Source organism: Prescottella sp. GW823-FHT02E09, from assembly GCF_058797375.1.
In genome coordinates, this window is record NZ_JBXAJP010000002.1 from 282,973 (window position 1) to 306,368 (window position 23,396).

Below are 23,396 nucleotides of genomic sequence, written 5' to 3' on the forward strand. Positions count from 1 at the left end.
ACCGGCGAGGAGAACATCGAGAACATCTATTCGGTCGTTCGGGGTAACGCGAGCGGGACGTGGGTGGTGCAGGCGCAGTCCCCGTTGGCGATGGTCGCCAATCTCTGCACATGTCGGCCGAGCAAGGCGGCGAACGCGGCCCGCTCCGCCTCGCACAATTCGGGGAACTCCTCGGCCACGTGCGAGACCGGGCAGTGGTGCTGGCAGATCTGCACGCCGTTGCCGACCGGACGGATCGACGCCGCGAACCCGGCCGAGGTGAACGCCTCCGCGATCTCCTCGGCGGTGGACTCCACCTCCTCCGGCTTGTCGTCGGCCACCGGCGCGACGTCGCCGACGATGGACTGCACCCGACGTCGGGCGAAGTCCTCGATGGCCGCGTCGCCACCGATCTCACGCAACTGCCGCATCGCGGCGCCGGCGAGGTCGTCGTAGGTGTGGCCGAGCTTGCCCCGCCCCGCCGCGGTGATCTGGAACAGCTTGGCGGGACGGCCGCGGCCACGCTGCCGCCAACTGGCGGCACTCGCCGCCTGGGCCTCACCCGCGTCGATGAGCGCATCCAGATGCCGTCGGACACCGGCCGCACTGAGTCCGAGCCGGGCGCCGATGTCGGTGGCCGAGATGGGCCCCTCCTCGACGAGCAGTTGAACGACCGCAGCGCGGGTATGCCCTTCGTGAGTACCGGCAACGGACACCACGGAACCAGCGGAGGACGACGCAGTCACGTGAGCTGCGCTTTCTCCACTCGAACGTCGAGCCGCTTCCGATTTCACAACACCAGTGTGACGGAATTAGGCCCGACGGTCCACGAAGGGTTGCCTGTGTAACGGGCGCCACACCGGCGCGAGCAGTCGCCGATCCGCCGTGACGGGAGCATCCCGCACGCCCCGCTACGCTGCACCGTGTGCCGCAGACCGAGATCGACAACGAGTCGGACGCCCCGGCCCGATCTCGGGCCGAGCGGGCGACGACCTTCGCCAAGCGGGCGCTCGGAATCGACGGGCGTTCCCCCCGCCCGTCCGTAGGCGACGCCCTACACGGCGACGAACCGGAGTCGCCAGGTCTCAACGCCCGCGAGAACCGCCAACTGCACCACATCCGACTCTTCGGCGCGACCGGTGCCGTCCTCATGGCCGTCGGTGCGCTGGGCGCGGGCGCTCAGCCCGTTCTGCAGAACCCGGTCCAGGGCCTGCGGCTCCTCGGGCTGCCGGCGCGCATGCCGAGCGCGACGCTGAGCATGGCGATGACGGGCACCGTGATGGTGGTACTGGCCTGGCTGCTGCTCGGCCGCTTCGCGGTCGGGAACATCCGCGGGGGCCGCGCACCCCGACAGTTGAGCCGGTCGCAACTCGACCGCACCCTGCTGCTGTGGGTGATTCCCCTCACAGTCGCTCCCCCGATGTTCAGCCGGGACGTGTACTCCTATCTCGCGCAGAGCGAGATCACCGCCCGCGGCCTCGACCCCTACGAGATCGGACCGGCGGGCGCGCTCGGCGTCGATCACGTCCTCACCCGGACGGTGCCGAACATCTGGCGCGAGACGCCGGCGCCGTACGGTCCACTGTTCCTCTGGATGGGCCGCGGAATCACGTCACTGACCGGCGACAACATCGTGGCCGGCATCTTCCTGCACCGCATTCTCGCCCTCGCCGGCGTGGCACTGATCGTATGGGCGCTGCCCCGACTCGCCCGACGCTGCGGCGTGTCCGCCGTCAGCGCCCTGTGGCTGGGCGCTGCGAATCCACTGGTGCTGTTCCACCTCGTCGCCGGCATCCACAACGAGGCCCTCATGATCGGGCTCATGCTGGCCGGCGTCGAACTGGCCCTGCGAGCCGTCGCCAGCGTGGACCCGATCCGCGGGCGGGTGCTACTCCTGCTGATCGCGGGCGCGACGCTGATCGCCCTGTCGTCGACGATCAAGATTCCCTCGCTGCTGGCGCTCGGTTTCGTCGGCATGGCCCTGGCCCGGCGATGGGGCGGCAATGTCAAGGCCCTGGCGTCCGCCGCGGCCCTCCTCGGCGCGGTGACCATCGCGGTGACGGTGTTCGTCAGCGTCGCGAGCGGACTCGGCATGGGCTGGACCCAGACCCTCGGCACCGCGACCGAGGTGCGCAGCTGGATGTCGATCCCGACGCTGCTCGGGTTGGGCACCGGCCTCGCCGGCGTCCTCCTCGGCCTGGGCGACCACACCACCGCTGTGCTCAGTCTCACACGGCCGATCGCGTCGTTGATCGCCGCCTTCATCACCGTCCGCATGCTGATCGCCGTCCTCGTCGGCCGGATCCATCCGGTGGGCGCGCTCGGCGTCTCGCTGGGCGCGATCGTGCTGCTCTTCCCGGTGGTGCAGCCCTGGTATCTGCTGTGGGCGGTGATCCCGCTGGCCGCGTGGGCCACCCGGCCCGTCTTCCGCATCCCCGCGATCGCGTTCTCATCGTTCGTCAGCGTGATCCTGATGCCGAACGGCGCCGAGTACGAGCCGTTCATGATCGTCCAGGCCGCGATCGCGACCGCGGTGACGAGTATCGCCCTGATCGTCCTGACCCGGAATCAGCTGCTGTGGCGGGCTCCGGCCGGACCGCCGGCTCGGACCGATCCGGCCGGGGCCTAGGCTGGTTGCTCGTGATTGTCAGATCGTCGAACACGACGTCCAACAGGGGCGGGCCCGCCGTACGACTCGAGGGCGTCGTCAAGTCGTTCGGAGACCTGCGCGCGGTCGACGGACTCGACCTCACACTCGAGTCCGCGCAGGTGTTGGCCCTGCTCGGCCCCAACGGCGCCGGAAAGACGACGACCGTCGAAATGTGCGAAGGCTTCGTCTCCCCCGATGCGGGATCGGTGCGCGTACTCGGTCTCGACCCGATCGCCGACTCGGCCGCGCTGCGCCCGCGGATCGGCGTCATGCTCCAGGGCGGCGGCGCCTACCCGGGATCGAAGGCCGGGGAGATGCTCGACCTCGTCGCGTCGTACTCGGCCGACCCGCTCGATCCCGAATGGCTCCTGCGGAGCCTCGGACTACAGGACGCTCGCCGGACGCCGTACCGGCGGCTGTCGGGTGGCCAGCAGCAGCGTCTGGCACTCGCCTGCGCACTGGTCGGGCGTCCCGAGCTGGTTTTCCTCGACGAGCCGACCGCGGGACTCGACGCGCAGGCGCGTCTGCTGGTGTGGGAGCTGATCGACGCCCTGCGCCGCGACGGCGTCAGCGTCCTGCTGACCACGCACCTGATGGACGAGGCCGAGGAACTCGCCGACGAACTGGTCATCATCGACCACGGGCAGATCGTCGCGTCCGGTACGCCGTCGGAGGTCACCCGCACCGGCGCCGAGGGTCAGCTGAGTCTCGTCGCGCCACCCGGTCTCGACCTCGGGCCCCTGCGGGCGGCGTTGCCGGCCGACTACCAGGCACTGGAGCGCACTCCCGGCAACTACGTGGTGCGCGGCACCATCGATCCGCACATCGTCGCGGCGGTGACGTCGTGGTGCGCCGGACAGGACGCGCTCGCCACGGAACTCCGGGTGGACCAGCGCCGACTCGAGGACGTCTTCCTCGAACTCACCGGACGGGACATTAGGGGATGACCGTGACGAACCACGACCGCCTGGCCGACAACCGTTTCGCCGACGGCACGTTCGCCCCGCGCCCGCAGCCGGCGCCGGCGGCCCGCATGCTCGCCGCGCAGACACGGCTCGAGCTCACACTGCTGCTACGCAACGGCGAGCAGTTGCTCATCACCATGTTCATCCCGATCACCCTCCTGATCGGCCTGACCCTGCTCCCGATCGGCGATTTCGGAACCGACCGCGTCGACACCATCGTCCCCGCGGTGATGATGGTCGCGATCATGTCGACGGCGTTCACCGGCCAGGCGATCGCCGTCGGCTTCGACCGACGCTACGGCGCACTGAAACGACTCGGGGCCACTCCCCTGCCACGCTGGGGCATCATCGCCGGCAAGAGCGCGGCGGTCGTCATCGTCGTCGCGTTGCAGACGGTGCTGTTGGGGGCAATCGGCTTCGCGCTCGGCTGGCGGCCCAGTGTCCTCGGCCTCGCGCTCGGCGCGGTCGTGATCGCGCTCGGGACCGTCACGTTCGCCGCGCTGGGGTTGCTGCTCGGCGGCACGCTCCGCGCCGAGATCGTGCTCGCTCTGGCCAACATCCTGTGGTTCGCGATGGCCGGAATCGGCAGCGTCATCTTCGCCGATCAGCTCAACGACGGCGTCCGAATCGTCGCCCAGTTGATTCCGTCGGGCGCCCTCGCCCAGGCACTCGAGGACGCCACCGCGGGCAGCATCAACCTCATGTGCGTGGCCGTCCTGGCGGTGTGGGCGGCGGTGGCCGGTTTCGTCGCCACCCGCACCTTCAAGTTCACCTGACACGAGTATTCGTGCAATCGGCTCGTGTCGGGCGAAACGCTCCCGCGACCGACCGTCCGGTACCACACTGGCCGTCGTGACTACCTCCCTCATCACCGGCATCCGCCGGACGTCGATCGCGGCCTGCGGCGCGCTCGCTCTGGCCCTGTCCCCGATGACCGCGGACGCGGCCACCCCGTGGGGCCCGCTCGCACCCCCCAACCCGTTTCTGGGTCCCGACGGGACCTCGACCATGCACGGCGACGCCGGATCGTCGGACGCGACACGGCTGGCGGGTCCGGGTACCGGCGCGATCTCGATCGCGCAGTACCCGCTGGCGTCGGCCTGCCCGACACTGTTGCAGGGCTCCGACGGCCTGGTCGTGGCGCTGTGCACCACGATGATCGGCCAGAACCCGACCGTGCACCTGCTCGATCCCGATGCGTCGACGTTCCCGGTGGGCGGCACGCTCGCCCAGCTGCAGCTCACCAAGGGCAGCTTGCTCGGCGGGGTGTACGCCTACCTCGATTCGGACGACCGCCTGGTTGTCGTCGACGGCACCCGGCACATGCTGCGGATCGGCCACGCGCTGGTCGACGGGAAGTGGAAGCTGAGCATCGATTCCAGCACCGATCTGACGTCCGCCATCCCGGACGGCGACAACGTCACCGGACTCGCGCCCGACTGGGCCGGCAACGTGTGGTTCGCGACGGGCGGCGGGATCGTCGGCACCGTCGACCAGGCGGGAGTCGCGCGCACCGTCGCCCTGCCCTCCGGTGAGCAGGTGCAGAACAGCATCTCGACGTCGGTCGGCGGCGCGGCCGTCGCCACGACGCACGCCACCTATCAGCTCAGCGCCGGGCCGGACGCCCAACCCGTCATCGACTGGCGTCAGCTGTACGACCGGGGGTCGGCACGCAAACCCGGACAGCTCAGCTGGGGCACCGGATCGACGCCCACCTACTTCGGGCCCACCACGGGATCGGAGTACCTCACGATCGTCGACAACGCCGACGGCCAGGTGAACCTGCTGGTGTACCGGTCCGACACCGGCGCCGAGGTCTGCAAGGAACCGGTCCTCCCGCCGGCCGACGGCGGAGGGAGCGCGGGCAGCGCGGGCAGCGCGAGCGGCAGCTCCGGATCCGACACCGGCTCGGCGGGCAGCCTCACCGGCAGCGTCGGCGGAAGCACGGGTTCGGGCAGCGGCAGCGAGAACTCCCCCATCGGCATCGGACGCTCGGTGTTCGTCGCCAGCACCTACGGCTACCCGTACCCGACGGTCCCGGCCGGTGCGGGCGAGGCCGTTCCCGCGTCGGCTCCGTTCCACGGCGGGATGACGCGAGTGGACGTCGACGACGACGGTGGCGGCTGCAGCACGGTGTGGCAGAACAAGGTGCGCAGCTCCGCGGTGCCACACCTGTCCGTCGAGGACGGCAACATCTACACGATGGTCCGGCAGGGACTGGACGCGACAACCCCTCTCGACGGGTTCGCGTATGCCGTGATCGACCCCGAGACCGGCGCCGTGAAGACCACCAGGACGATCACCGGAACCCTGCTCGGGGACACGCTGCAGATGTCGGCGCTGATCACCGATGACGGCCGGTACATGCAGGGCACGATCTCGGGGATCGTCTCGGTCAATCCCGGCACCGGCGGCTCGAGCGGGTCGGCCGGGTCGTAATCCGGCGCGCGTCAGAACTGGTTCCACCACACGGCGAAGGCGACGTACAGGTTCGTCGGGAAGAAGAAGGCCCAGTCCAATCCGCCGTACGAGATGTCTGGCAGGTTTCCTTGCATCAGCACTCCCAGGTGATTGCGCACGCCACACGGACCTCTCGATCGTAGGGCGACAATATGCGTGGCGGGTCGGTTGTACTGCGCGTTTCCCCCGATGGATCCACCCCCAACGACAGCGTGTAGTGGATCGCCCTCTACCATCGTCGTGTGCTGTATCGCGGGTTTGTGAACCTGGTCAACCGTCTTCCGCTGCCGTCGCTTGCGGTCCAGAAGTGGATCGCGATCGCGGTGATCGTGACGCAGGGCGGCATCGCGGTCACCGGATCGGTGGTCCGTGTGACGGCGTCCGGTCTGGGCTGCACCACCTGGCCGCAGTGCTATCCGGGCAGTTTCGTCCCGACCGGCGACTCGACGGCGCCCTGGTTCCACCAGTCCATCGAGTTCGGTAATCGACTGCTCACGTTCCTGGTGGTCGCGACGGCGGCGGCCGTCGTCCTCGCGGTGACCCGCGCGGGGCGGCGTCGCGAGGTCCTCGCCTACGCGTGGCTGATGCCGCTGTCGACCGTCGCGCAGGCCGTCCTCGGAGGCATCACCGTGCTCACCGGGCTGCTGTGGTGGACGGTGGCGCTGCATCTGCTGGTGTCGATGGCGATGGTGTGGCTGTCGGTGATGCTGTACCACAAGATCGATCAGCCGGACGACGGCGTCGAGGTGACCACGCTGCCCAGGCAGCTGAGCTGGCTGACCGCCCTCACCGGTGTCGCGCTGGCCGGCACGCTGGTCGCGGGAACGATGGTGACCGGGGCCGGCCCGCACGCCGGTGACAAGAACCCGGAGCGCACCGTCGAGCGCCTCGACCTCGATATCACCAACCTGGTGCACCTGCATGCCGAGATGCTCGTCGGCTACCTCGCACTGCTGGTCGGCCTCGGCTTCGGCCTGTACGCCGTCGGTGCGAGCGCCGCGGTGAAGCTGCGCCTCAAGGTCGTGATCGCGCTGGTCGTTGCGCAGGCCGGCGTCGGACTCGTGCAGTTCTGGACGCACGTCCCGGCCGCTCTCGTGACGATCCACGTGGCGCTCGCCGGCGCGTGCACCGCCGCGACCGCCGCTCTGTACGCGGCGGGTCGGGTCCGACAGCCGGTCGCCGACCGTGCCGACGCCGAACCCGTCGCGTCGGCCTGACACGGCTCCACCCCCGAACGACGAAGGCCGGGGTCCTGCACTTGTGCAGGGCCCCGGCCTTCGGGTGTTTCAGCGCTCGTTGCGTGCCTTCGGGAAGCGCGTCTGGTGCGCCACCCAGCCCGCCATCTTCGCGAAGTGACCCTTGCGCGGGGTCACCACGCTGGTGAGGGCGCGGTCCCACTCCGAGACGGTGATCTCCTCGAACGAGGCGACGACCGCGTTGGCGATCGCGACCGTGTCGACCACCTGGTCGCCGAGGATGCCGTCGGCGCCGACGAGGGTGATGCGGACGCCCGCGCGGCCCACCGGCTGGATGACCGCGCTCGCGGTTCCACCGTGCTCGGACAGGAACTTGCGGATCGCGGCGACCGTGCCCGAGGGCAGGACCGGGGCCGCAGCTGTGCTCTGGGTATCGGTGCTCATGGGGTCAGACTACTGTGCGGTAGCCGAACGACCGTCACGACCTTCCGGTACCGAGCGGGTCGACCCGGTGTAGAACAGGGAGCATGCGTGCAATCGTGGTGTCCCAGTTCGGCGGTCCGGAGGTTCTCGTCCCCACGGAGGTGCCCGATCCCGTGATCGGCACCGGTGACCTGCTGGTTGCCACCGACGCGATCGGCATCAACTTCATCGACACGTACTTCCGCACCGGAACCTACGCCCGCGACGTCCCGTACGTACCCGGCGACGAGGGTTCAGGCGTGGTGGTCGAGGTCGGGTCGGACGTCACGGACTTCGCGGTGGGCGACCGTGTCGCGTGGGCGGCCGCCACCGCCAGCTATGCGGAGAAGGTGGCCGTGCCCGCAGCGGTGGCGGTGCGGGTCCCCGAGGGTGTGGCTCCCGAGTTCGCGGCATCGGCGCTGCTGCAGGGCATGACCGCGCACTACCTGATCGAGTCGGCGTATCCCGCGCAGGCCGGGGACACCGTCCTCGTGCACGCCGGCGCGGGCGGGGTGGGCCTGTTGCTCACCCAGATGGCCGCCGCGAAGGACGTCAAGGTGATCACGACGGTGTCGAGCGACGAGAAGGAGGCCCTGTCGCGCGAGGCCGGCGCGTGGCGGGTCCTGCGGTACGGCGACACCCTCGCGGACCAGGTTCGAGAGGTCACCGGCGGCGAGGGCGTCGCCGCCGCGTACGACGGGGTCGGCAAGGACACGTTCGACGCGAGTCTCGCGTCGCTGCGGATCCGCGGCACCCTCGTGCTGTTCGGGGCCGCGAGCGGGCCCGTCCCCCCGTTCGACCTGCAGCGCCTGAACTCGTCCGGATCGCTGTACGTCACCCGCCCCACCCTCGCGCACTACGTGCGGACACGGGAGGAGCTGACGTGGCGCGCCGGTGCCGTGCTGGACGCCATCGCCGCGGGGACGCTGCGTCTGCGTGTGGGGGGCACGTACCCCCTGGAGGACGCCGCACAGGCGCACCGAGATCTCGAGGGGCGCAAGACCACCGGTTCGATCGTGCTGGTGCCGTAAGCCACGGGAAAGACGACGAAGGGCCCGCTCCGGAGAGCGGGCCCTTCGTCGTTCGTGTCGGATCAGAAGTACGAGGCGATGGTGTTCCAGCCGAGGACGGAGTCGACGGCGAGTCCGCAGCACACCACCGCGAGGTAGTTGTTGGACTGCAGGAACAGCTTGAGGGGCTTGATCGGAGTGCCGCCACGCACGGAGTTGTACAGCTGGTGGGCGACGAACAGGAACCACGCGCCGGCCAGCAGTGTGACGCCCGCGTAGATCCAGCCGGCCGCCGGCACCAGTGCCAGCGAGGCGAGGACCGTGGCCCACGTGTAGATCACGATCTGCTTGGTGACGTGTTCCTCGGAAGCGATGACCGGGAGCATCGGGACGCCGGCCGCCTTGTAGTCCTCCTTGTAGCGCATCGCGAGCGCCCAGGTGTGCGGCGGCGTCCAGAAGAAGATGATCAGGAACAGGACAACCGGCTCCCAGCTCAGCGATCCGGTGACCGCCGCCCAGCCGACCATGACCGGCATGCAACCCGCGGCGCCGCCCCAGATCACGTTCTGCCACGTGCGGCGCTTGAGCACCATCGTGTAGACGAGCACGTAGAAGGCGATGGTGAGGACCACCAGGAACCCGGCGAGCAGGTTCGCGCGCCACCACAACCACAGGAACGACGCGACACCGAGCGTCATGCCGAACACGAACGCGTGCCGCGTCGGGACGGCCTGACGTGCGAGGGGACGCAGCGCGGTGCGCTTCATCACCTTGTCGATGTCGGCGTCGACGACACAGTTGAGCGAGTTCGCGCTCGCCGCGCCCATCCAGCCACCGAACAGGGTGCTGATGATGAGAACCAGATCGATGTGGCCGCGGTCCGCGAGGAGCATCGCCGGAATCGTGGCGACGAGCAACAGCTCGATCACCCGCGGCTTCGTCAACGCGATGTACGCCAGAATCGTCGACGAGATGCGGCCCCACAACGTGGTGGTATCCCGCGCAGTCTTCGATTCGGATGCGGCGGCGGGGCTGCCGAAGCCATGTCCGCTCGGCCGATGCCCTGTACGCACGCTATCTCCTTGCCCCACGCGACTACATCCTCGCTTGCTACTGCACTACTACAAACGATGGTAGACGCCGCAAACCTGCGAACCGAATCGACCCGAACGGTGAGGCACAACTAGGCTGGAGGCGCACAAGAGGCCCGCTAGCGCCCACAGCACCCTCCGGCTCCACGTACAACCATGTCAGGAGACATCTGCCCGTGTCGATCACAGACGAGATCCGCGTCCTCACGCAACCGGTCCACCCTGCCGATTGGACCGACCTGGACACCAAGGCCGTCGACACCGTACGAGTCCTCGCCGCGGACGCCGTCCAGAAGGTCGGCAACGGCCACCCGGGCACCGCGATGAGCCTCGCGCCGCTGGCGTACACGCTCTTCCAGCGAGTGTTGCGCCACGATCCGAAGAACCCGGAATGGGTGGGTCGCGACCGCTTCGTCCTGTCCTGCGGCCACAGCAGCCTGACGCTGTACCTGCAGCTGTACTTGTCGGGTTACGGCCTCGAGCTGTCCGACATCGAGGCGCTGCGCACGTGGGGCTCGCTGACCCCGGGCCACCCCGAGTTCGGTCACACCGTCGGCGTCGAGATGACCACCGGCCCGTTGGGCCAGGGTCTGGCATCCTCCGTCGGCATGGCGATGGCCGCTCGCCGCGAGCGTGGCCTGTTCGATCCGGACGCCGTGGCCGGCGCCAGCCCGTTCGACCACTACGTCTACGTGATCGCCTCCGACGGCGACATGGAAGAGGGCGTCACCTCCGAGGCATCGTCGATCGCCGGCGTCCAGGAGCTCGGCAACCTGATCGTCTTCTACGACGACAACAAGATCTCGATCGAGCACGACACCGCGATCGCGCTCGGCGAGGACGTCGCCAAGCGCTACGAGGCGTACGGCTGGCACGTGCAGACCGTCGAGGGCGGCGAGAACGTGTCCGCGATCCTCGATGCCGTCGAGGCCGCGAAGGCCGTCACCGACAAGCCGTCGATCATCCTGCTCCGCACGATCATCGGCTACCCCGCTCCGACCATGATGAACACCGGTGACGTGCACGGTGCCGCGCTCGGCGCGGAGGAGGTCGCCGGCGTCAAGCGCGCCCTCGGTTTCGATCCGGAGAAGAGCTTCGACGTCGACCCGGCCGCACTGGCGCACGCCCGCCAGGTCGTCGACCGTGGTGCGCAGGCGCACCAGCAGTGGCAGGCCGACTTCGACGCGTGGGCCGCTCGCGAGCCGGAGCGCAAGGCGCTGTTCGACCGCCTCCATGCGGGCGAGTTCCCCGAGGGCTGGACCGACAACCTGCCGACGTGGGACGCGGACGCCAAGGGTGTCGCCACCCGTAAGGCCTCCGGCAAGACGCTCAACGCGCTCGGCCCGATCCTGCCGGAGCTGTGGGGCGGCTCGGCCGACCTCGCGGGCAGCAACAACACCACGATCGACGGTTCCGACTCGTTCGGTCCGACGTCGATCTCCACCAAGGACTGGAACGCCCAGCCCTACGGCCGGACGCTGCACTTCGGCATCCGCGAGCACGCGATGGGTTCGATCCTCAACGGCATCGTGCTGCACGGCCCCACCCGCGCGTACGGCGGCACGTTCCTCGTCTTCAGTGACTACATGCGCCCCGCGGTCCGCCTCGCGTCGCTGATGCAGACGCCGGCGATCTACGTGTGGACGCACGACTCCATCGGTCTCGGCGAGGACGGCCCGACGCACCAGCCGATCGAGCACCTGGCGTCGCTGCGCGCGATCCCGAACATGTCCGTCATCCGTCCGGGTGACGCGAACGAGACCGCCCAGGCGTGGAAGGCGGCGCTCGAGCACAAGACCGGCCCCACCGCCCTGGCACTGACCCGTCAGGACATCCCGGTCCTCGAGGGCACCCGAGAGAAGGCCGCCGAGGGTGTCACCCGCGGCGCGTACGTGCTGGCCGAGGCATCCACCGGCACCCCCGAGGTGATCCTGCTGGGCACCGGCTCGGAGCTCCAGCTGGCCGTCGCGGCCCGCGAGGCGCTCGAGGCCGACGGCATCGCCACCCGCGTCGTGTCGGTCCCCTGCCTCGACTGGTTCGAGCAGCAGGACCAGGCGTACCGCGACGAGGTCCTGCCGCCGGCGGTCCGCGCCCGCGTCTCCGTCGAGGCCGGCATCTCGATGCCGTGGTACAAGATCATCGGCAGCGACGGCGAGGCCGTGTCGATCGAGCACTACGGCGCGTCGGCCGACCACAAGACCCTGTTCCGCGAGTTCGGCTTCACGGCCGACGCGGTCACCGACGCGGCACGTCGCGTCCTTGCACGTGTGAAGGGATGAATCACGATGACTGACACTGCAACCCAGAATGCGAACCTCGCGGCACTGTCCGCGGCGGGTGTGTCCGTGTGGCTCGACGACCTGTCGCGCACGCGGCTCGAGACCGGCAACCTCGCGGAGCTGATCGCCACCCGCAGCGTCGTCGGCGTCACCACCAACCCGACGATCTTCCAGGGCGCCCTCACCAAGGGTGAGGCGTACGACGCACAGCTGCGCGAGCTCGCGAATAACGGCGCCGGCGTCGACGAGACCGTCCGCGCGCTCACCACGGACGACGTCCGTGCTGCGTGCGAGGTACTGGCACCGCAGGCCGAGGCGTCCGACGGTATCGACGGCCGGGTGTCGATCGAGGTCGATCCGCGGCTGGCACACGAGACCGACGCGACGGTGGCGCAGGCGATCGAGCTGTGGAAGCTCGTCGACCGCGACAACCTGCTGATCAAGATCCCGGCCACCAAGGCGGGCCTGCCCGCGATCACCCGGGTGATCGCGGAGGGCATCAGTGTCAACGTCACGCTGATCTTCTCGGTCGAGCGCTACGAGGCCGTCATCGACGCCTACCTCGCGGGGCTCGAGGCCGCGAAGTCCGCCGGACACGATCTGTCGAAGATCCATTCGGTCGCGTCGTTCTTCGTGTCCCGCGTGGACAGCGAGATCGACGGACAGCTCGAGAAGATCGGCTCGGACGCGGCACTCGCGCTGCGCGGCAAGGCCGGTCTGGCCAACGCCCGCCTGGCGTACGCGTCGTACCAGCAGGTGTTCGAGGGCGGGTCGCGCTGGGAGGCGCTGGCGGCCGCCGGCGCCCGCGTACAGCGTCCGTTGTGGGCGTCGACCGGTGTGAAGAACCCCGACTACTCGGACACGCTGTACGTGACCGACCTCGTCGCACCGAACACCGTCAACACGATGCCGGAGAAGACCATGGAGGCGGTCGCCGATCACGGCGTCGTCTCCGGGGACACCATCTCGGGCACCGCCGCGGCGTCGCAGGCCGTCTTCGACCAGCTCGCCGCCGTCGGGATCGACATCCCCGCGGTGTTCGACAAGCTCGAGACCGAGGGCGTGGACAAGTTCGAGGTCTCGTGGAACGAACTCCTCGACGCCATCTCGGAGCAGCTCACCGCTGCTCGAGAGAGCTGACCCCGTGAGCGGACCCGCGGCGGACGGTTGGATCAACCCACTTCGGGACAGCAGGGACCGGCGACTGCCTCGCATCGCCGGCCCCTGTGGCCTGGTGATCTTCGGTGTCACCGGCGATCTGGCTCGCAAGAAGCTGATGCCCGCGGTCTACGACCTCGCCAACAGAGGCCTCCTGCCGCCCGGGTTCGCTCTGGTCGGTTTCGCCCGGCGTGACTGGGCGGACCAGGATTTCGCACAGGTCGTGCACGACGCGGTGCGCGAGCACGCCCGCACACCGTTCAGCGAGGACGTCTGGGAGCAGCTGGCGAAGGGGATTCGCTTCGTGCAGGGCAGCTTCGACGACGCCGAAGCCTTCACCCACCTCTCGCACACCCTCGACGCCCTGGACCGTGAGCGCGGCACCCGCGGCAATCATGCGTTCTACCTGTCGATTCCGCCGGCTCAGTTCCCCACGGTGTGCGAGCAGTTGTCGAAGTCCGGACTCGCCAAGTCCGCGGACGGGCAGTGGCGCCGGGTGGTCATCGAGAAGCCGTTCGGCCACGACCTCGAGAGCGCGCAGGAGCTCAATGCGGTGGTGAACAACGTGTTCCCGGAGGACACGGTGTTCCGCATCGATCACTACCTGGGCAAGGAGACGGTCCAGAACATCCTGGCGCTGCGTTTCGCGAACCAGCTGTTCGACCCGATCTGGAACGCGCACTACGTCGACCACGTGCAGATCACCATGGCCGAGGACATCGGCCTCGGTGGTCGCGCCGGATACTACGACGGCATCGGTGCGGCCCGTGACGTCATCCAGAACCACCTGCTGCAGCTGCTCGCGTTCACCGCGATGGAGGAGCCGATCAGTTTCGAGCCGTCCGAGCTGCAGGCCGAGAAGATCAAGGTGCTCTCCGCGACGCGCCTCGCCGAGCCCCTCGACGAGACCACCGCCCGCGGTCAGTACGCCGGCGGCTGGCAGGGCGGACGCAAGGTCGTCGGCCTGCTCGAGGAGGAGGGTTTCGCCAAGGACTCCACCACCGAGACCTACGCGGCGATCACCCTCGAGGTGGACACCCGCCGCTGGGCGGGCGTGCCGTTCTACCTGCGTACGGGAAAGCGATTGGGCCGCAGGGTCACCGAGATCGCCGTCGTGTTCAAGCGGGCCCCGCACCTACCGTTCGACGCGACCATGACCGAGGACCTCGGTCAGAACGCCCTCGTGATCCGGGTCCAGCCCGACGAGGGCGTCACCATGAGGTTCGGCTCCAAGGTGCCCGGATCGAGCATGGAGGTCCGGGACGTCAACATGGACTTCAGCTACGGACAGGCGTTCACCGAGTCCTCCCCGGAGGCCTACGAGCGACTGATCCTCGACGTCCTGTTGGGCGAGCCGTCCCTGTTCCCCGTCAACGCCGAGGTCGAGCTGTCGTGGAAAATCCTCGACCCGGTCCTCGAGCACTGGGCGAAGCAGGGCAAGCCCGAACCCTACGAGGCAGGAACGTGGGGTCCGCCGTCGGCGCAGGAGATGATGCGCCGCACCGGTCGCGAATGGAGAAGGCCGTGATCATCGAGCTGCCGGGCACCACCACCGGAGCGATCAACAAGAAGCTCGTCGAGCTCCGCGAGTCCGGCGGCGCCGTCACGTTGGGCCGGGTCCTGACGCTGGTCGTGTGCACCCGGGACAGCAAGAACTCCGAGGACGTCATCGACGCCGCGAACGAGGCCAGCCGGGAACATCCCTGCCGTGTCATCGTGGTGGCGCGCGGGTCCCGTTCGGAGGAGACGCATCTCGACGCCGAGATCCGGGTCGGCGGCGACGCCGGCGCTTCCGAGGTCGTGGTGCTGCGGGTGTACGGCGAGCTCGCCGACCACGAGGCCAGTGTCGTCGTCCCATTCCTGCTGCCCGACACGCCCGTCGTCGCGTGGTGGCCCGAGGACGCCCCCACGGTGCCGGCGCTGGATCCGGTGGGCCGCTTGGCGATCCGTCGGATCACCGATGCCACCGGCGCCGAGGACCCGACGTCGACGATCAAGAGTCGGCTCGGGTCGTACACCGCCGGGGACACCGACCTTGCGTGGAGCCGGGTCACGTACTGGCGCGCGCTGCTGACCTCGGCCCTCGACCAGCCGCCGCACGAGCCGATCGTGTCGGCGACGGTGTCGGGGCTGGCCACCGAGCCCGCACTCGACGTGCTGGCGGGCTGGCTGGCTGATCGCATCGACGGCCCGGTCTACCGGCAGACCGGTGATCTGTTCGTCGAACTGAAGCTCGCGAACGACACCATCTCGATCAGCCGCCCGCAGGTCGAGACCACCGCGACGCTGAGCCGGACCGGTCAGCCCGACGCCCTGGTGGCGCTGGCCCGGCGCGAGACGCGCGATTGTCTCGCCGAGGAGCTGCGCCGGCTCGACCCGGACGAGATCTACGAGGCCGCCCTGACCGGACTGTCGAAGGTGGAGTATGTCTGACGTGAATGCACAGCAGGAGATCCAGCGGTACCCGGACACCGACGCGCTGGTGCAGGCTGCGGCCGCGCGGTTCGTCGACGCGGTCGTCGCAGCGCAGCGCGAGCGTGGGTCCGCGTCGGTGGTGCTCACCGGCGGCGGCACCGGCATCGCACTGCTCGAGCACGTCCGTGCGCACCCGGGCACGATCGACTGGTCGGCGCTCGACGTGTTCTTCGGCGACGAACGCTTCCTGCCCGCAGGCGATCCCGAGCGCAATGAGGTGCAGGCGCACCAGGCCCTGCTCGACCATGTCCCGGTCGACCCGGCTCGCGTCCACGTGATGGCCGCGTCCGACGGCGCGTACGGCAGCGACCCGGTCACCGCGGCCGCAGCCTACGCCGAGGTGCTCGACGCGTACGGGTCCGATCGCGCCGGCCCACTGTTCGACGTCCACCTGCTGGGCATGGGCGGTGAGGGACACGTCAACTCGCTGTTCCCGCACACCGATGCGGTGCGTGAGCCCGAGCAGCTCGTCGTCGCCGTCACCGACTCCCCCAAGCCGCCGCCGGTCCGCGTGACGCTGACGCTGCCGGCGCTGCAGTCGGCGCGTGAGGTGTGGCTCATCGTCTCGGGCGAGGCGAAGGCCGAGGCCGTCGCTGCCGCTGTCGGTGGCGCGTCGTCCGACGAGATCCCGGCCGCGGGTGCGCGCGGGATCGCGAAGACAGTCTGGCTACTCGACGAGACCGCAGCGAGCGGACTGCCCCGCACCTGACGTCGACCGCGTCAGTCCGGCTGATCGTCGATCGGCCGGACCGACTGCGGCGGTTCACCGGTGTCGGCCACCACAGGTCGTGGCCGACACCCGGTCGCCAGCAGTCCACCGCTGCGCGGTCCGGCCGACGCGCGCAGCGTCGACCGCAGATGCGCCGATCCCCTCGGGCACCGATCCATTCGCCCACTCCTCCACTGTCGTCCCCGGATTCGAGATCCTTTCGCTCTGTAGGACGCGACGAATCGTCGATCGGTTCCCCGTCGCCGCCGGCCGGTCCGGCCGCTACGATTTCGACGTGAACCGCACGGAGTACCTCTCGGAACTGCATACCGTCCTCGGCCGCTACACGGATGCTGCGGCACAGAGGATTTCGGCGATCCTCGATGCCTGTCCCGCGGAGGCGACCGCCCTGTGGTTCGACGTGTTTCCCGATCAGGACGGGGAAGGAACGTTCGATGTGTGGGCACGACTCGACGGGCCGGACTCCTTCGTGCTGAACAAGCCGATCGACGACCACCGTCACCTGTTCGGGGTGGAGTACACCGAGGACGGACTCGAGCCGGACGTCCCGCTCTGGCCGAGCCGGAATCCGCCGTTCTGCATCCAGGACGCGGTGGTCGACGCCGCCGCGACCTGGCTCACGACGTTGTGGTCCCGGGTGGGCGAGGGACGCTCGACGCTGCCGTGGCACATCGAAGGCCACGACGACTACGGAACCATCACCCCGCTGCTGTTCTCGCCGACGAACCGGTAGGGGCAGCGGCACACGGCGCTACTGCCCGCCGAGCGCGGTCCGCAGCACCGCACCGAACTCCGGCGACGACCTCATCGGCAGCGAGTAGTGGGATTCACCGGGAAGCACGTGTACCGCGGCCCGCGGCATCGAACTACGAACCCGTTCACGGACCCGTGCAGCGTCGTGTACCCGACTGCGCTCGGCGAGCACGACGGTCACCTCGGCACGCACCTCCCCGAGCTCGCGCGCCCCGGGTCGCCGCGGCACCACCAGGCGGTGCGCCGGGAACCGTTCGGTGCCGAATGCGACCAGCTCGAGCCAGTCGGCGTCCACCGCGGCGCCGGCCGATTCCCACCCGATCAGGCGCCGCAGCCGCGCACCGGTCGGGTGGACTAGCACCGGAACCGCACGAGCCAGGTACTGCGGGCTCATCCCCGCGAAACACGAGTTGGGATCCAGCAGGACCAACCTCTCGAGCCCGGCGGGCCGACGCAGCGCGTGCGCGAGCGCGACCATCGCACCGTACGAGTGGCCCACGACGTCGTACGTTCGCAGGCCCAGAGCGTCGACGACCGCGGATACCCAGCCCATCAGGTCGTCCAGGTTCCCCGGCGGTTCGGTGGCCACCCAGAGACCGACGTCGCCGGGCAGATCGACAGCGAACACCTGGTGATCGCCGCACAGTGCCGCCGCCACCGCGAACCACATCGTGGAGGTGGCGCCCCCGCCGGGCAGCAGGATCACCGGCGAGGCACCGGCCGGCCCACATACGTTGACGCGGGTGGTCCCGAACCGGGTGTCGATGTCGACGCCCTCGACCGCACCCGGCCACTGTCCGAGCACTCGGCGGTACCGCTGCGCGAACTCACGCCCGTTCTCCGTCGTCGCGAATTCGACTCCATCACTTCGTTTCACCAGTCTGCCCCCGTTGGTCGGCCCCACCTGTCGACTTTTATCTCGATCATCGAGATACTAGGCAACGAGATAACCGCCGTCCAGGCCCGTACGGGAGAAAAGAGGAAGCCATGCCCGACGATGAACTCGACCCCCGCATCAGGGGCCACGCAACGGTGCACCAACTGCGGGCGCTGACGGTGGAGCTCAACCTCTTCGGGTCCGAGTTCGCCAGACGGCACCACCTGCACACGACCGACCTTCGGGCGCTGATCGCCCTCCTCGACGCGGCCCGTGCGGGACAGCGCGCAACGCCGGGTTGGTTGGGGTCGCAGCTGAGCATCAGTTCCGCCTCCACCACCGCACTGATCGACCGACTCGAGAAGGCGGAACTACTGTCCCGCACACGAGACACCGTCGATCGCCGTCGGGTCGTCGTCGAGGTCACCTCACACGCGGTCGACCTGGGTACGTCGTTCTTCGGACCCCTCATCGACCGCGCGGTGGAGGTCGTCGAATCCTTCCCGCCGCACGAGCAGGAGACGATCGGGGCATTCCTGACGAAGATGCACGCCGTCGCAGCCGGCGCGCGCGCCGACGCCGACGTGCGCTGAACGCCTGCCCCCGCCCGGGCCGTCGACCTCGACGGTCGGCCTGACTCGGTCGGATCAGCCGCTGTTGCGCAGCGCGGTCGCGAGACCGTTCATCGTGAGCTGGATGCCGCGCCGGACGCCGTCGGAGTCGTCGCCGCCGCGGTAGCGGCGCAGCAACTCGACCTGCAGGTGGTTGAGCGGTTCGAGGTACGGGAACCGATTGTGCACGGACCGGTCGAGAGCGGGGTTGTCCCACAGCAGGTTCTCGTGCCCGGTGATGGCCCGGTACATCGCGATCGTGCGGGCGTGCTCGGCGGCGATCTTGCCGAACACCTCCTGGCGCAGCGCGACGTCGGGCACCAGCTCCGCGTAACGCGCCGCGAGACCCATGTCGGATTTCGACATCACCTGCGCCATGTTCGACAGCACCGTCCGGAAGAACGGCCACCGCTCGTAGAGGTCGGTCAGCGTGGCGAGGCGGTCCGCGTCTCCACTCACCCACTGCTCGAACGCCGTTCCGGTGCCGTACCACCCGGGCAGCATCACCCGCGACTGGCTCCAGGACAGGACCCACGGGATCGCGCGCAGGTCGGAGATCGACGCGGTCGGCTTGCGGGACGCCGGCCGGCTGCCGATGTTGAGGGCACCGATCTCGGCGACCGGCGTCGACGCCTTGAAGTACTCGACGAATCCCGGGGTGTCGTGCACCAGATCGGCGTACGCGACCCGCGCCAGTTCGGCCAGCTCGTCGAGGATTCCGTAGGCGGGCGCCGCGTCGTCGCCGAGCCCCTCGACGTCGAGCAGGGTCGATTCGAGGGTGGCCGCGACCAACGCCTCGAGATTGCGGCGCGCGAGCCGCGGCTCGGCATACTTCGCCGCAATCACCTCCCCCTGTTCGGTGATCCGCAGCGACCCCTGCACCGCGCCCGGCGGCTGCGCGAGGATCGCGTCGTAGCTCGGGCCTCCACCACGTCCCACCGTGCCGCCGCGACCGTGGAAGAGCCGCAACCGGATTCCCATCTTCCGCGCCGCCTGCACCAGGTCGAGTTCGGCCCGGTACAGCGCCCAGTTCGCGGCGAGGTATCCGCCGTCCTTGTTGGAGTCGGAGTAGCCGAGCATCACTTCCTGGCTGTCGCCGCGGCCGGCGACCAGTGCCCGGTAGATCGGCACCTCCAGCGTTCGAGTGAGGGTCGCGGCGCCACGGCGCAGGTCCTCGATCGTCTCGAACAGCGGCACGATCCCCACCGGGCACGACGGTCCGTCGTCGCCGTCCGGGTCGAACAATCCCACCTCGGCGAGCAGGATCGCGGCCTCGAGCATGTCGCTCACCGAGTCGCACATGCTGATGATGTAGTTCGGGATCGCCTCCGGGCCGATCCGCTCGACGGCCTCGGCGGCTGCTCGGAGGATGCCCAACTCCTTCGTGGTCAGCTCGCTGAACTGGGCGTGCGGGCCCGACAACGGCCGACGGGTCGCGAGTTCCCGGGAGAGCAGCGCGACCCGCTCGTCCTCGGACAGCGACCGGTAGTCCGAGTGCACTCCCGACCACGCCAACAGTTCGGCGACCACCGTCTCGTGGACCTCCGAGTTCTGGCGCATGTCCAGACCGCACAGGTGGAAGCCGAAGACCTCCACCGAGTTCCGCAACCGCGCCAGGCGGTCGTCGGCGACGGTGTCGTCGCCGTGCGCACGCAGCGACGCGTCGATGACGCCCAGGTCCGACAGCAACTCGGCCGGGCTGCCGTATCCCGGCAGGTCCGGTGCCGCCGCTCCGACACGGTGGACCGCGGGGTGACCGAGAATCCGATCCGCGGTGGCCGTCAGTCGTGCACGCAGGCCCCGGACGGCACGCCGGTAGGGCTCGTCGGCGCGGAACGCCGACTCGTCACCGGACTCGTCCGCGAGCCGGTCCAATTCGGCGGTCACGGTGACCAGCCGAGCCGACATCGACAGCTCCCGTTCGAGTACCTCGAGTTCCTCGAGGTGATGTTCGAGCGCGGTCTCGGCAGCGCGGTGCGTGGCCCTGGCGACGACATCGGCTGTGACGAACGGATTCCCGTCCCGATCGCCGCCGATCCACGATCCCGGCCGCAGCATCGGTTCCGTGAGCAGGGTCGCGCCCGGCCACCGGGCCCGCAGCCCCTCGCGGAGGTCGGCGTTGATCTGCGGGATCACCTCGAACAGTGAGGCGTCGTAGTAGCGCAGGCCCACCTCGATCTCGTCCTGGATCCGCAAGCGTGACAGACGGATCAGCGCGGTCTGCCACAGCGTGAGGATCTGGCGGCGCAACTGACGCTCGATCGCGACCGACTCGTCGACGCCGCCGGACACCCACTCCCGCATCCGCATCAGTTCCATGATGCGGTTCTGGGTCTCGAAGATCGTCCGTCGGCGCGTCTCGGTGGGGTGGGCGGTGATCACGGGCGCCACCAGGGCACCGATCAGCGCGGCGCTCGCCGTCGCCGGATCGAGAGTCACCGCATCGAGTTTCGCGTAGGTGGCCGCCAGGCTGCTGTCCTGTGGAGGTTCACCGGCCCGCACGTGGATCGCGCGCCGTCGCTCGCGATGGATGTCCTCGGCGACATTGGCGAGCAGCGCGAAATGACTGAAGGCGCGGATCACCGGAATGGCCTCCCCGGTGTCGATCCGCTCGAACATCTCCGCGAGGTCCGCCCGGTCGATCTCCGAACGCCGAACCCGAAACGACTCGACACGGGCGCGCTCGACCAGCGCGAAGACCTCGTCGCCGGACTGTTCCCGAACGATTTCCCCCAGAATCCCACCGAGCAGACGGATGTCCTCTCGGAGCGGTTCGGTGGCGGCGCGCGGGGCCGACGGCGCAGAGGAAGAAGTTGCCGACGAATCTGGGATCCCGGTCATCTCCCGATTATCGGCCGACGATCGACCGCCCGCACGACAACGACAGCGCGGGCGTCAGCCCTTCCAGATCACCTTCGACGGCGTGAGCCGGACGATGACCCGCGGAGTGTCGGGAGTGTCGTGTTCCCAACGCTCGGCACCCGTGTACTTCCGCGCCAGTTTGTGGATGAGCGAGCCACCGGGATCGTCGGCGACCGTGGTGGTGCCACGGATCTCGACGTAGTTGTACGGCCCGCTCGCCGGGTAGATCAGCACCGTCGCACGCGGGTCGCGCAAGAGATTGTCGGTCTTGCGGCGACCGCGGACGGTGGAAATCAGTACCTCGTCGCCATCGCGCTCGAGCCACACGACAGACAACTGTGGGTGACCACCCGGCTCGACCGTCGCGAGCGTCGCGAACTCGGGCGCGTCGATCAGGGCCGCGGCGGCGTCGGGAATGGACGCCGAGCTGCGGTACCCGGCCATCGTCAGCTGAACTTGATCTCGAGCCCGATACCGAGAATCGCGATCAGCCAGATCGCTGCGGTGAAGACCGTCAGCCGGTCGAGGTTCTTCTCGACGACGCTCGAGCCGGCGAGGCTGGACTGGACACCGCCACCGAAGAGGCTGGACAGACCGCCACCCTTGGCGCGGTGCAACAGGACAAGCAGGATCAGCAGCAGGCTGGTGATCACCAGCAAGATGTCCAGGAACAGTGCCATTTCGGTATTCGCTGCCCTTCACGCACGACGATTTCGGCCACTAGCGGGCCCAGCTTACCTGTTACCGAGACGTCCGGGCACGAACCGGCCACCGCGGCGGGGACATCTCGCCGCAGCGGGACGGCAGCGGGGCACACCTTCCTCCCGCGGAGTGAGACGGCTCACTTCTGTGGCACAACGTGCCGCACTACCTTCCGAGCAGTCAGTCAACCCCCTTGCGAGGAAGGCCCCACCATGACGCACCGCTCCACAGCTCTGCGCCACACCACCCGGACCGCAGTGGCAATCGCGGCATCCGGCTCGTTCCTGTTCGCCGGGACGGCCGCCGCGGGCGCCACCGGTTCCCTCGACCTGCCGTCCTTCGGATCCTCGAATTTCGGCTCCAGCGCCCCGGCCACCGTCGAGGCGCCCCGGCTGGCCACTGTCGACAACTTCCGGGACGTCGCCGGCCCCGGATACAAGACCCCGCTCGGCCACATGCGCACCGGCGTCTTCTACCGCGCCAACGCCCTGACGCCGAACGACGCGGACCTCACCACCCTCACGGCGATGAATCTGACCGCGGTGTACGACGTCCGGACCGACGAGGAGGTGGCGCAGAAGCCCGACCGCCTGCCCGTCGGCCCCGAGTACGTGCGTATCCCGATCCTGTCGGGCGACCTCGCTGCGGGTGTGGCCAAGCTGAAGACGCCCGAGGACGCCCGGAACTTCATGCGGGACATGAACCGATCGTTCGTTTCCGATCCCGCGGCCCGCGCCGGTTTCACCGAGCTACTCACCGATCTCGCCGAAACCCCGGGCGCGCAGGTGTTCCACTGCACCGCCGGCAAGGACCGCACCGGTTGGGCGTCGGCGCTGCTGCAGAGCATCGCCGGGGTGTCGCGCGAGACGATCATGAACGACTACCTGCTCACCAACGAGTACACGGCCGAATCGATGGCCAAGTCCCGCGCCGGCATCGCAGCCAGCTTGGGCGAGGACGTCGCCAAGGTCTACGACCCGCTCCTCGGCGTCGACGCCAGCTACCTGCAGGCCGGATTCGACGAGCTGACCGCAAAGTACGGGACCGTGCAGAACTACCTGCGGACCGGCCTCGGCCTGTCGCCGGAAACCATCGGCAAGATCGCCGTCAAGCTGCTCGGCTGACCCACCGGCGTG

22 protein-coding genes are annotated in these 23,396 nt (G+C 69.1%); 14 read left to right on the forward strand and 8 right to left on the reverse strand.

The window, feature by feature from the left end; all coding sequences use genetic code 11:
- Nucleotides 1–26: 26 nt before the first annotated feature.
- A complete protein-coding gene (locus AC1RIF_RS05470; protein WP_492600370.1) occupies nt 27–725 on the reverse strand; it encodes a helix-turn-helix transcriptional regulator in 699 nt (232 codons plus the stop codon).
- Nucleotides 726–919: 194 nt separating this feature from the next.
- Between AC1RIF_RS05470 and mptB the strand changes: the two genes are divergently transcribed.
- The 5 genes from mptB to AC1RIF_RS05495 all read left to right on the forward strand — a co-directional run bounded on the left by mptB (nt 920) and on the right by AC1RIF_RS05495 (nt 7,271).
- Nucleotides 920–2,608 (forward strand): polyprenol phosphomannose-dependent alpha 1,6 mannosyltransferase MptB, encoded by a 1,689-nt coding sequence (gene mptB, locus AC1RIF_RS05475; protein WP_492600773.1) that lies wholly within the window; start codon nt 920–922, stop codon nt 2,606–2,608.
- Nucleotides 2,609–2,622: 14 nt separating this feature from the next.
- Nucleotides 2,623–3,576, forward strand: a complete 954-nt coding sequence (locus tag AC1RIF_RS05480) for an ABC transporter ATP-binding protein (RefSeq protein WP_492600774.1) — start codon at nt 2,623–2,625, stop codon at nt 3,574–3,576.
- A complete protein-coding gene (locus AC1RIF_RS05485) occupies nt 3,573–4,370 on the forward strand; it encodes an ABC transporter permease (RefSeq protein ID WP_492600371.1) in 798 nt (265 codons plus the stop codon). The genes AC1RIF_RS05480 and AC1RIF_RS05485 overlap by 4 nt, the downstream gene beginning before the upstream one ends.
- A gap of 154 nt (nt 4,371–4,524) precedes the next feature.
- Nucleotides 4,525–6,033: a hypothetical protein gene (locus tag AC1RIF_RS05490; RefSeq protein WP_492600775.1), complete on the forward strand. Its 1,509-nt coding sequence runs from the start codon at nt 4,525–4,527 to the stop codon at nt 6,031–6,033.
- Nucleotides 6,034–6,296: 263 nt separating this feature from the next.
- On the forward strand, nt 6,297–7,271 hold the full coding sequence (locus tag AC1RIF_RS05495) for a COX15/CtaA family protein (RefSeq protein ID WP_492600372.1): 975 nt from the start codon (nt 6,297–6,299) through the stop codon (nt 7,269–7,271).
- A gap of 69 nt (nt 7,272–7,340) precedes the next feature.
- Here the strand turns inward: AC1RIF_RS05495 and AC1RIF_RS05500 are convergent, their stop codons facing one another.
- Nucleotides 7,341–7,694: a hypothetical protein gene (locus AC1RIF_RS05500; RefSeq protein WP_492600373.1), complete on the reverse strand. Its 354-nt coding sequence runs from the start codon at nt 7,692–7,694 to the stop codon at nt 7,341–7,343.
- Between the two features lie 83 nt (nt 7,695–7,777).
- Between AC1RIF_RS05500 and AC1RIF_RS05505 the strand changes: the two genes are divergently transcribed.
- Nucleotides 7,778–8,743, forward strand: coding sequence for a quinone oxidoreductase family protein (locus AC1RIF_RS05505; protein ID WP_492600374.1), 966 nt, complete (start codon nt 7,778–7,780; stop codon nt 8,741–8,743).
- A gap of 62 nt (nt 8,744–8,805) precedes the next feature.
- Here AC1RIF_RS05505 and AC1RIF_RS05510 read toward each other — a convergent pair whose 3' ends face one another.
- A complete protein-coding gene (locus tag AC1RIF_RS05510; RefSeq protein ID WP_492600375.1) occupies nt 8,806–9,795 on the reverse strand; it encodes a heme o synthase in 990 nt (329 codons plus the stop codon).
- Between the two features lie 194 nt (nt 9,796–9,989).
- Here AC1RIF_RS05510 and tkt point away from each other — a divergent pair, with 194 nt between their 5' ends.
- From tkt to pgl, 5 genes are read left to right on the forward strand one after another with little or no spacing between them, the layout of a single operon-like run.
- Entirely contained in the window at nt 9,990–12,092 is a 2,103-nt protein-coding gene (gene tkt / locus AC1RIF_RS05515) for a transketolase (protein ID WP_492600376.1), read from the forward strand.
- A gap of 6 nt (nt 12,093–12,098) precedes the next feature.
- A complete protein-coding gene (tal, locus tag AC1RIF_RS05520; protein WP_492600377.1) occupies nt 12,099–13,232 on the forward strand; it encodes a transaldolase in 1,134 nt (377 codons plus the stop codon).
- 4 nt (nt 13,233–13,236) lie between these two features.
- The gene (zwf, locus tag AC1RIF_RS05525; RefSeq protein WP_492600378.1) at nt 13,237–14,778 is read left to right on the forward strand and encodes a glucose-6-phosphate dehydrogenase; all 1,542 of its coding nucleotides are present in this window, start codon (nt 13,237–13,239) and stop codon (nt 14,776–14,778) included.
- Complete coding sequence (gene opcA / locus AC1RIF_RS05530; RefSeq protein WP_492600379.1) at nt 14,775–15,683, forward strand: glucose-6-phosphate dehydrogenase assembly protein OpcA; 909 nt, start codon at nt 14,775–14,777, stop codon at nt 15,681–15,683. Before zwf ends, opcA begins: the two co-directional genes overlap by 4 nt.
- Nucleotides 15,676–16,434, forward strand: a complete 759-nt coding sequence (gene pgl / locus AC1RIF_RS05535) for a 6-phosphogluconolactonase (protein WP_492600380.1) — start codon at nt 15,676–15,678, stop codon at nt 16,432–16,434. The genes opcA and pgl overlap by 8 nt, the downstream gene beginning before the upstream one ends.
- Nucleotides 16,435–16,445: 11 nt before the next feature.
- Here the strand turns inward: pgl and AC1RIF_RS05540 are convergent, their stop codons facing one another.
- Nucleotides 16,446–16,613 (reverse strand): hypothetical protein, encoded by a 168-nt coding sequence (locus AC1RIF_RS05540; RefSeq protein WP_492600381.1) that lies wholly within the window; start codon nt 16,611–16,613, stop codon nt 16,446–16,448.
- Nucleotides 16,614–16,729: 116 nt separating this feature from the next.
- Here AC1RIF_RS05540 and AC1RIF_RS05545 point away from each other — a divergent pair, with 116 nt between their 5' ends.
- The gene (locus AC1RIF_RS05545; RefSeq protein ID WP_492600382.1) at nt 16,730–17,188 is read left to right on the forward strand and encodes a DUF6389 family protein; all 459 of its coding nucleotides are present in this window, start codon (nt 16,730–16,732) and stop codon (nt 17,186–17,188) included.
- A gap of 18 nt (nt 17,189–17,206) precedes the next feature.
- Here the strand turns inward: AC1RIF_RS05545 and AC1RIF_RS05550 are convergent, their stop codons facing one another.
- Nucleotides 17,207–18,085 (reverse strand): alpha/beta fold hydrolase, encoded by an 879-nt coding sequence (locus AC1RIF_RS05550; protein ID WP_492600383.1) that lies wholly within the window; start codon nt 18,083–18,085, stop codon nt 17,207–17,209.
- Between the two features lie 110 nt (nt 18,086–18,195).
- On the opposite strand from AC1RIF_RS05550, the gene AC1RIF_RS05555 reads away from it, so the two are divergent.
- Nucleotides 18,196–18,678: a MarR family transcriptional regulator gene (locus AC1RIF_RS05555; RefSeq protein ID WP_492600384.1), complete on the forward strand. Its 483-nt coding sequence runs from the start codon at nt 18,196–18,198 to the stop codon at nt 18,676–18,678.
- 54 nt (nt 18,679–18,732) lie between these two features.
- Here AC1RIF_RS05555 and ppc read toward each other — a convergent pair whose 3' ends face one another.
- Genes ppc through secG form a run of 3 tightly spaced genes read right to left on the reverse strand, consistent with a single transcriptional unit; the run spans nt 18,733 to nt 22,238 of the window.
- Nucleotides 18,733–21,537, reverse strand: coding sequence for a phosphoenolpyruvate carboxylase (ppc, locus tag AC1RIF_RS05560; RefSeq protein ID WP_492600385.1), 2,805 nt, complete (start codon nt 21,535–21,537; stop codon nt 18,733–18,735).
- 54 nt (nt 21,538–21,591) lie between these two features.
- Nucleotides 21,592–22,002: a PPOX class F420-dependent oxidoreductase gene (locus AC1RIF_RS05565; RefSeq protein WP_492600386.1), complete on the reverse strand. Its 411-nt coding sequence runs from the start codon at nt 22,000–22,002 to the stop codon at nt 21,592–21,594.
- 2 nt (nt 22,003–22,004) lie between these two features.
- Nucleotides 22,005–22,238 (reverse strand): preprotein translocase subunit SecG, encoded by a 234-nt coding sequence (gene secG / locus AC1RIF_RS05570; protein WP_492600387.1) that lies wholly within the window; start codon nt 22,236–22,238, stop codon nt 22,005–22,007.
- 234 nt (nt 22,239–22,472) lie between these two features.
- Between secG and AC1RIF_RS05575 the strand changes: the two genes are divergently transcribed.
- A complete protein-coding gene (locus tag AC1RIF_RS05575) occupies nt 22,473–23,384 on the forward strand; it encodes a tyrosine-protein phosphatase (protein WP_492600388.1) in 912 nt (303 codons plus the stop codon).
- Nucleotides 23,385–23,396 lie beyond the last annotated feature (12 nt).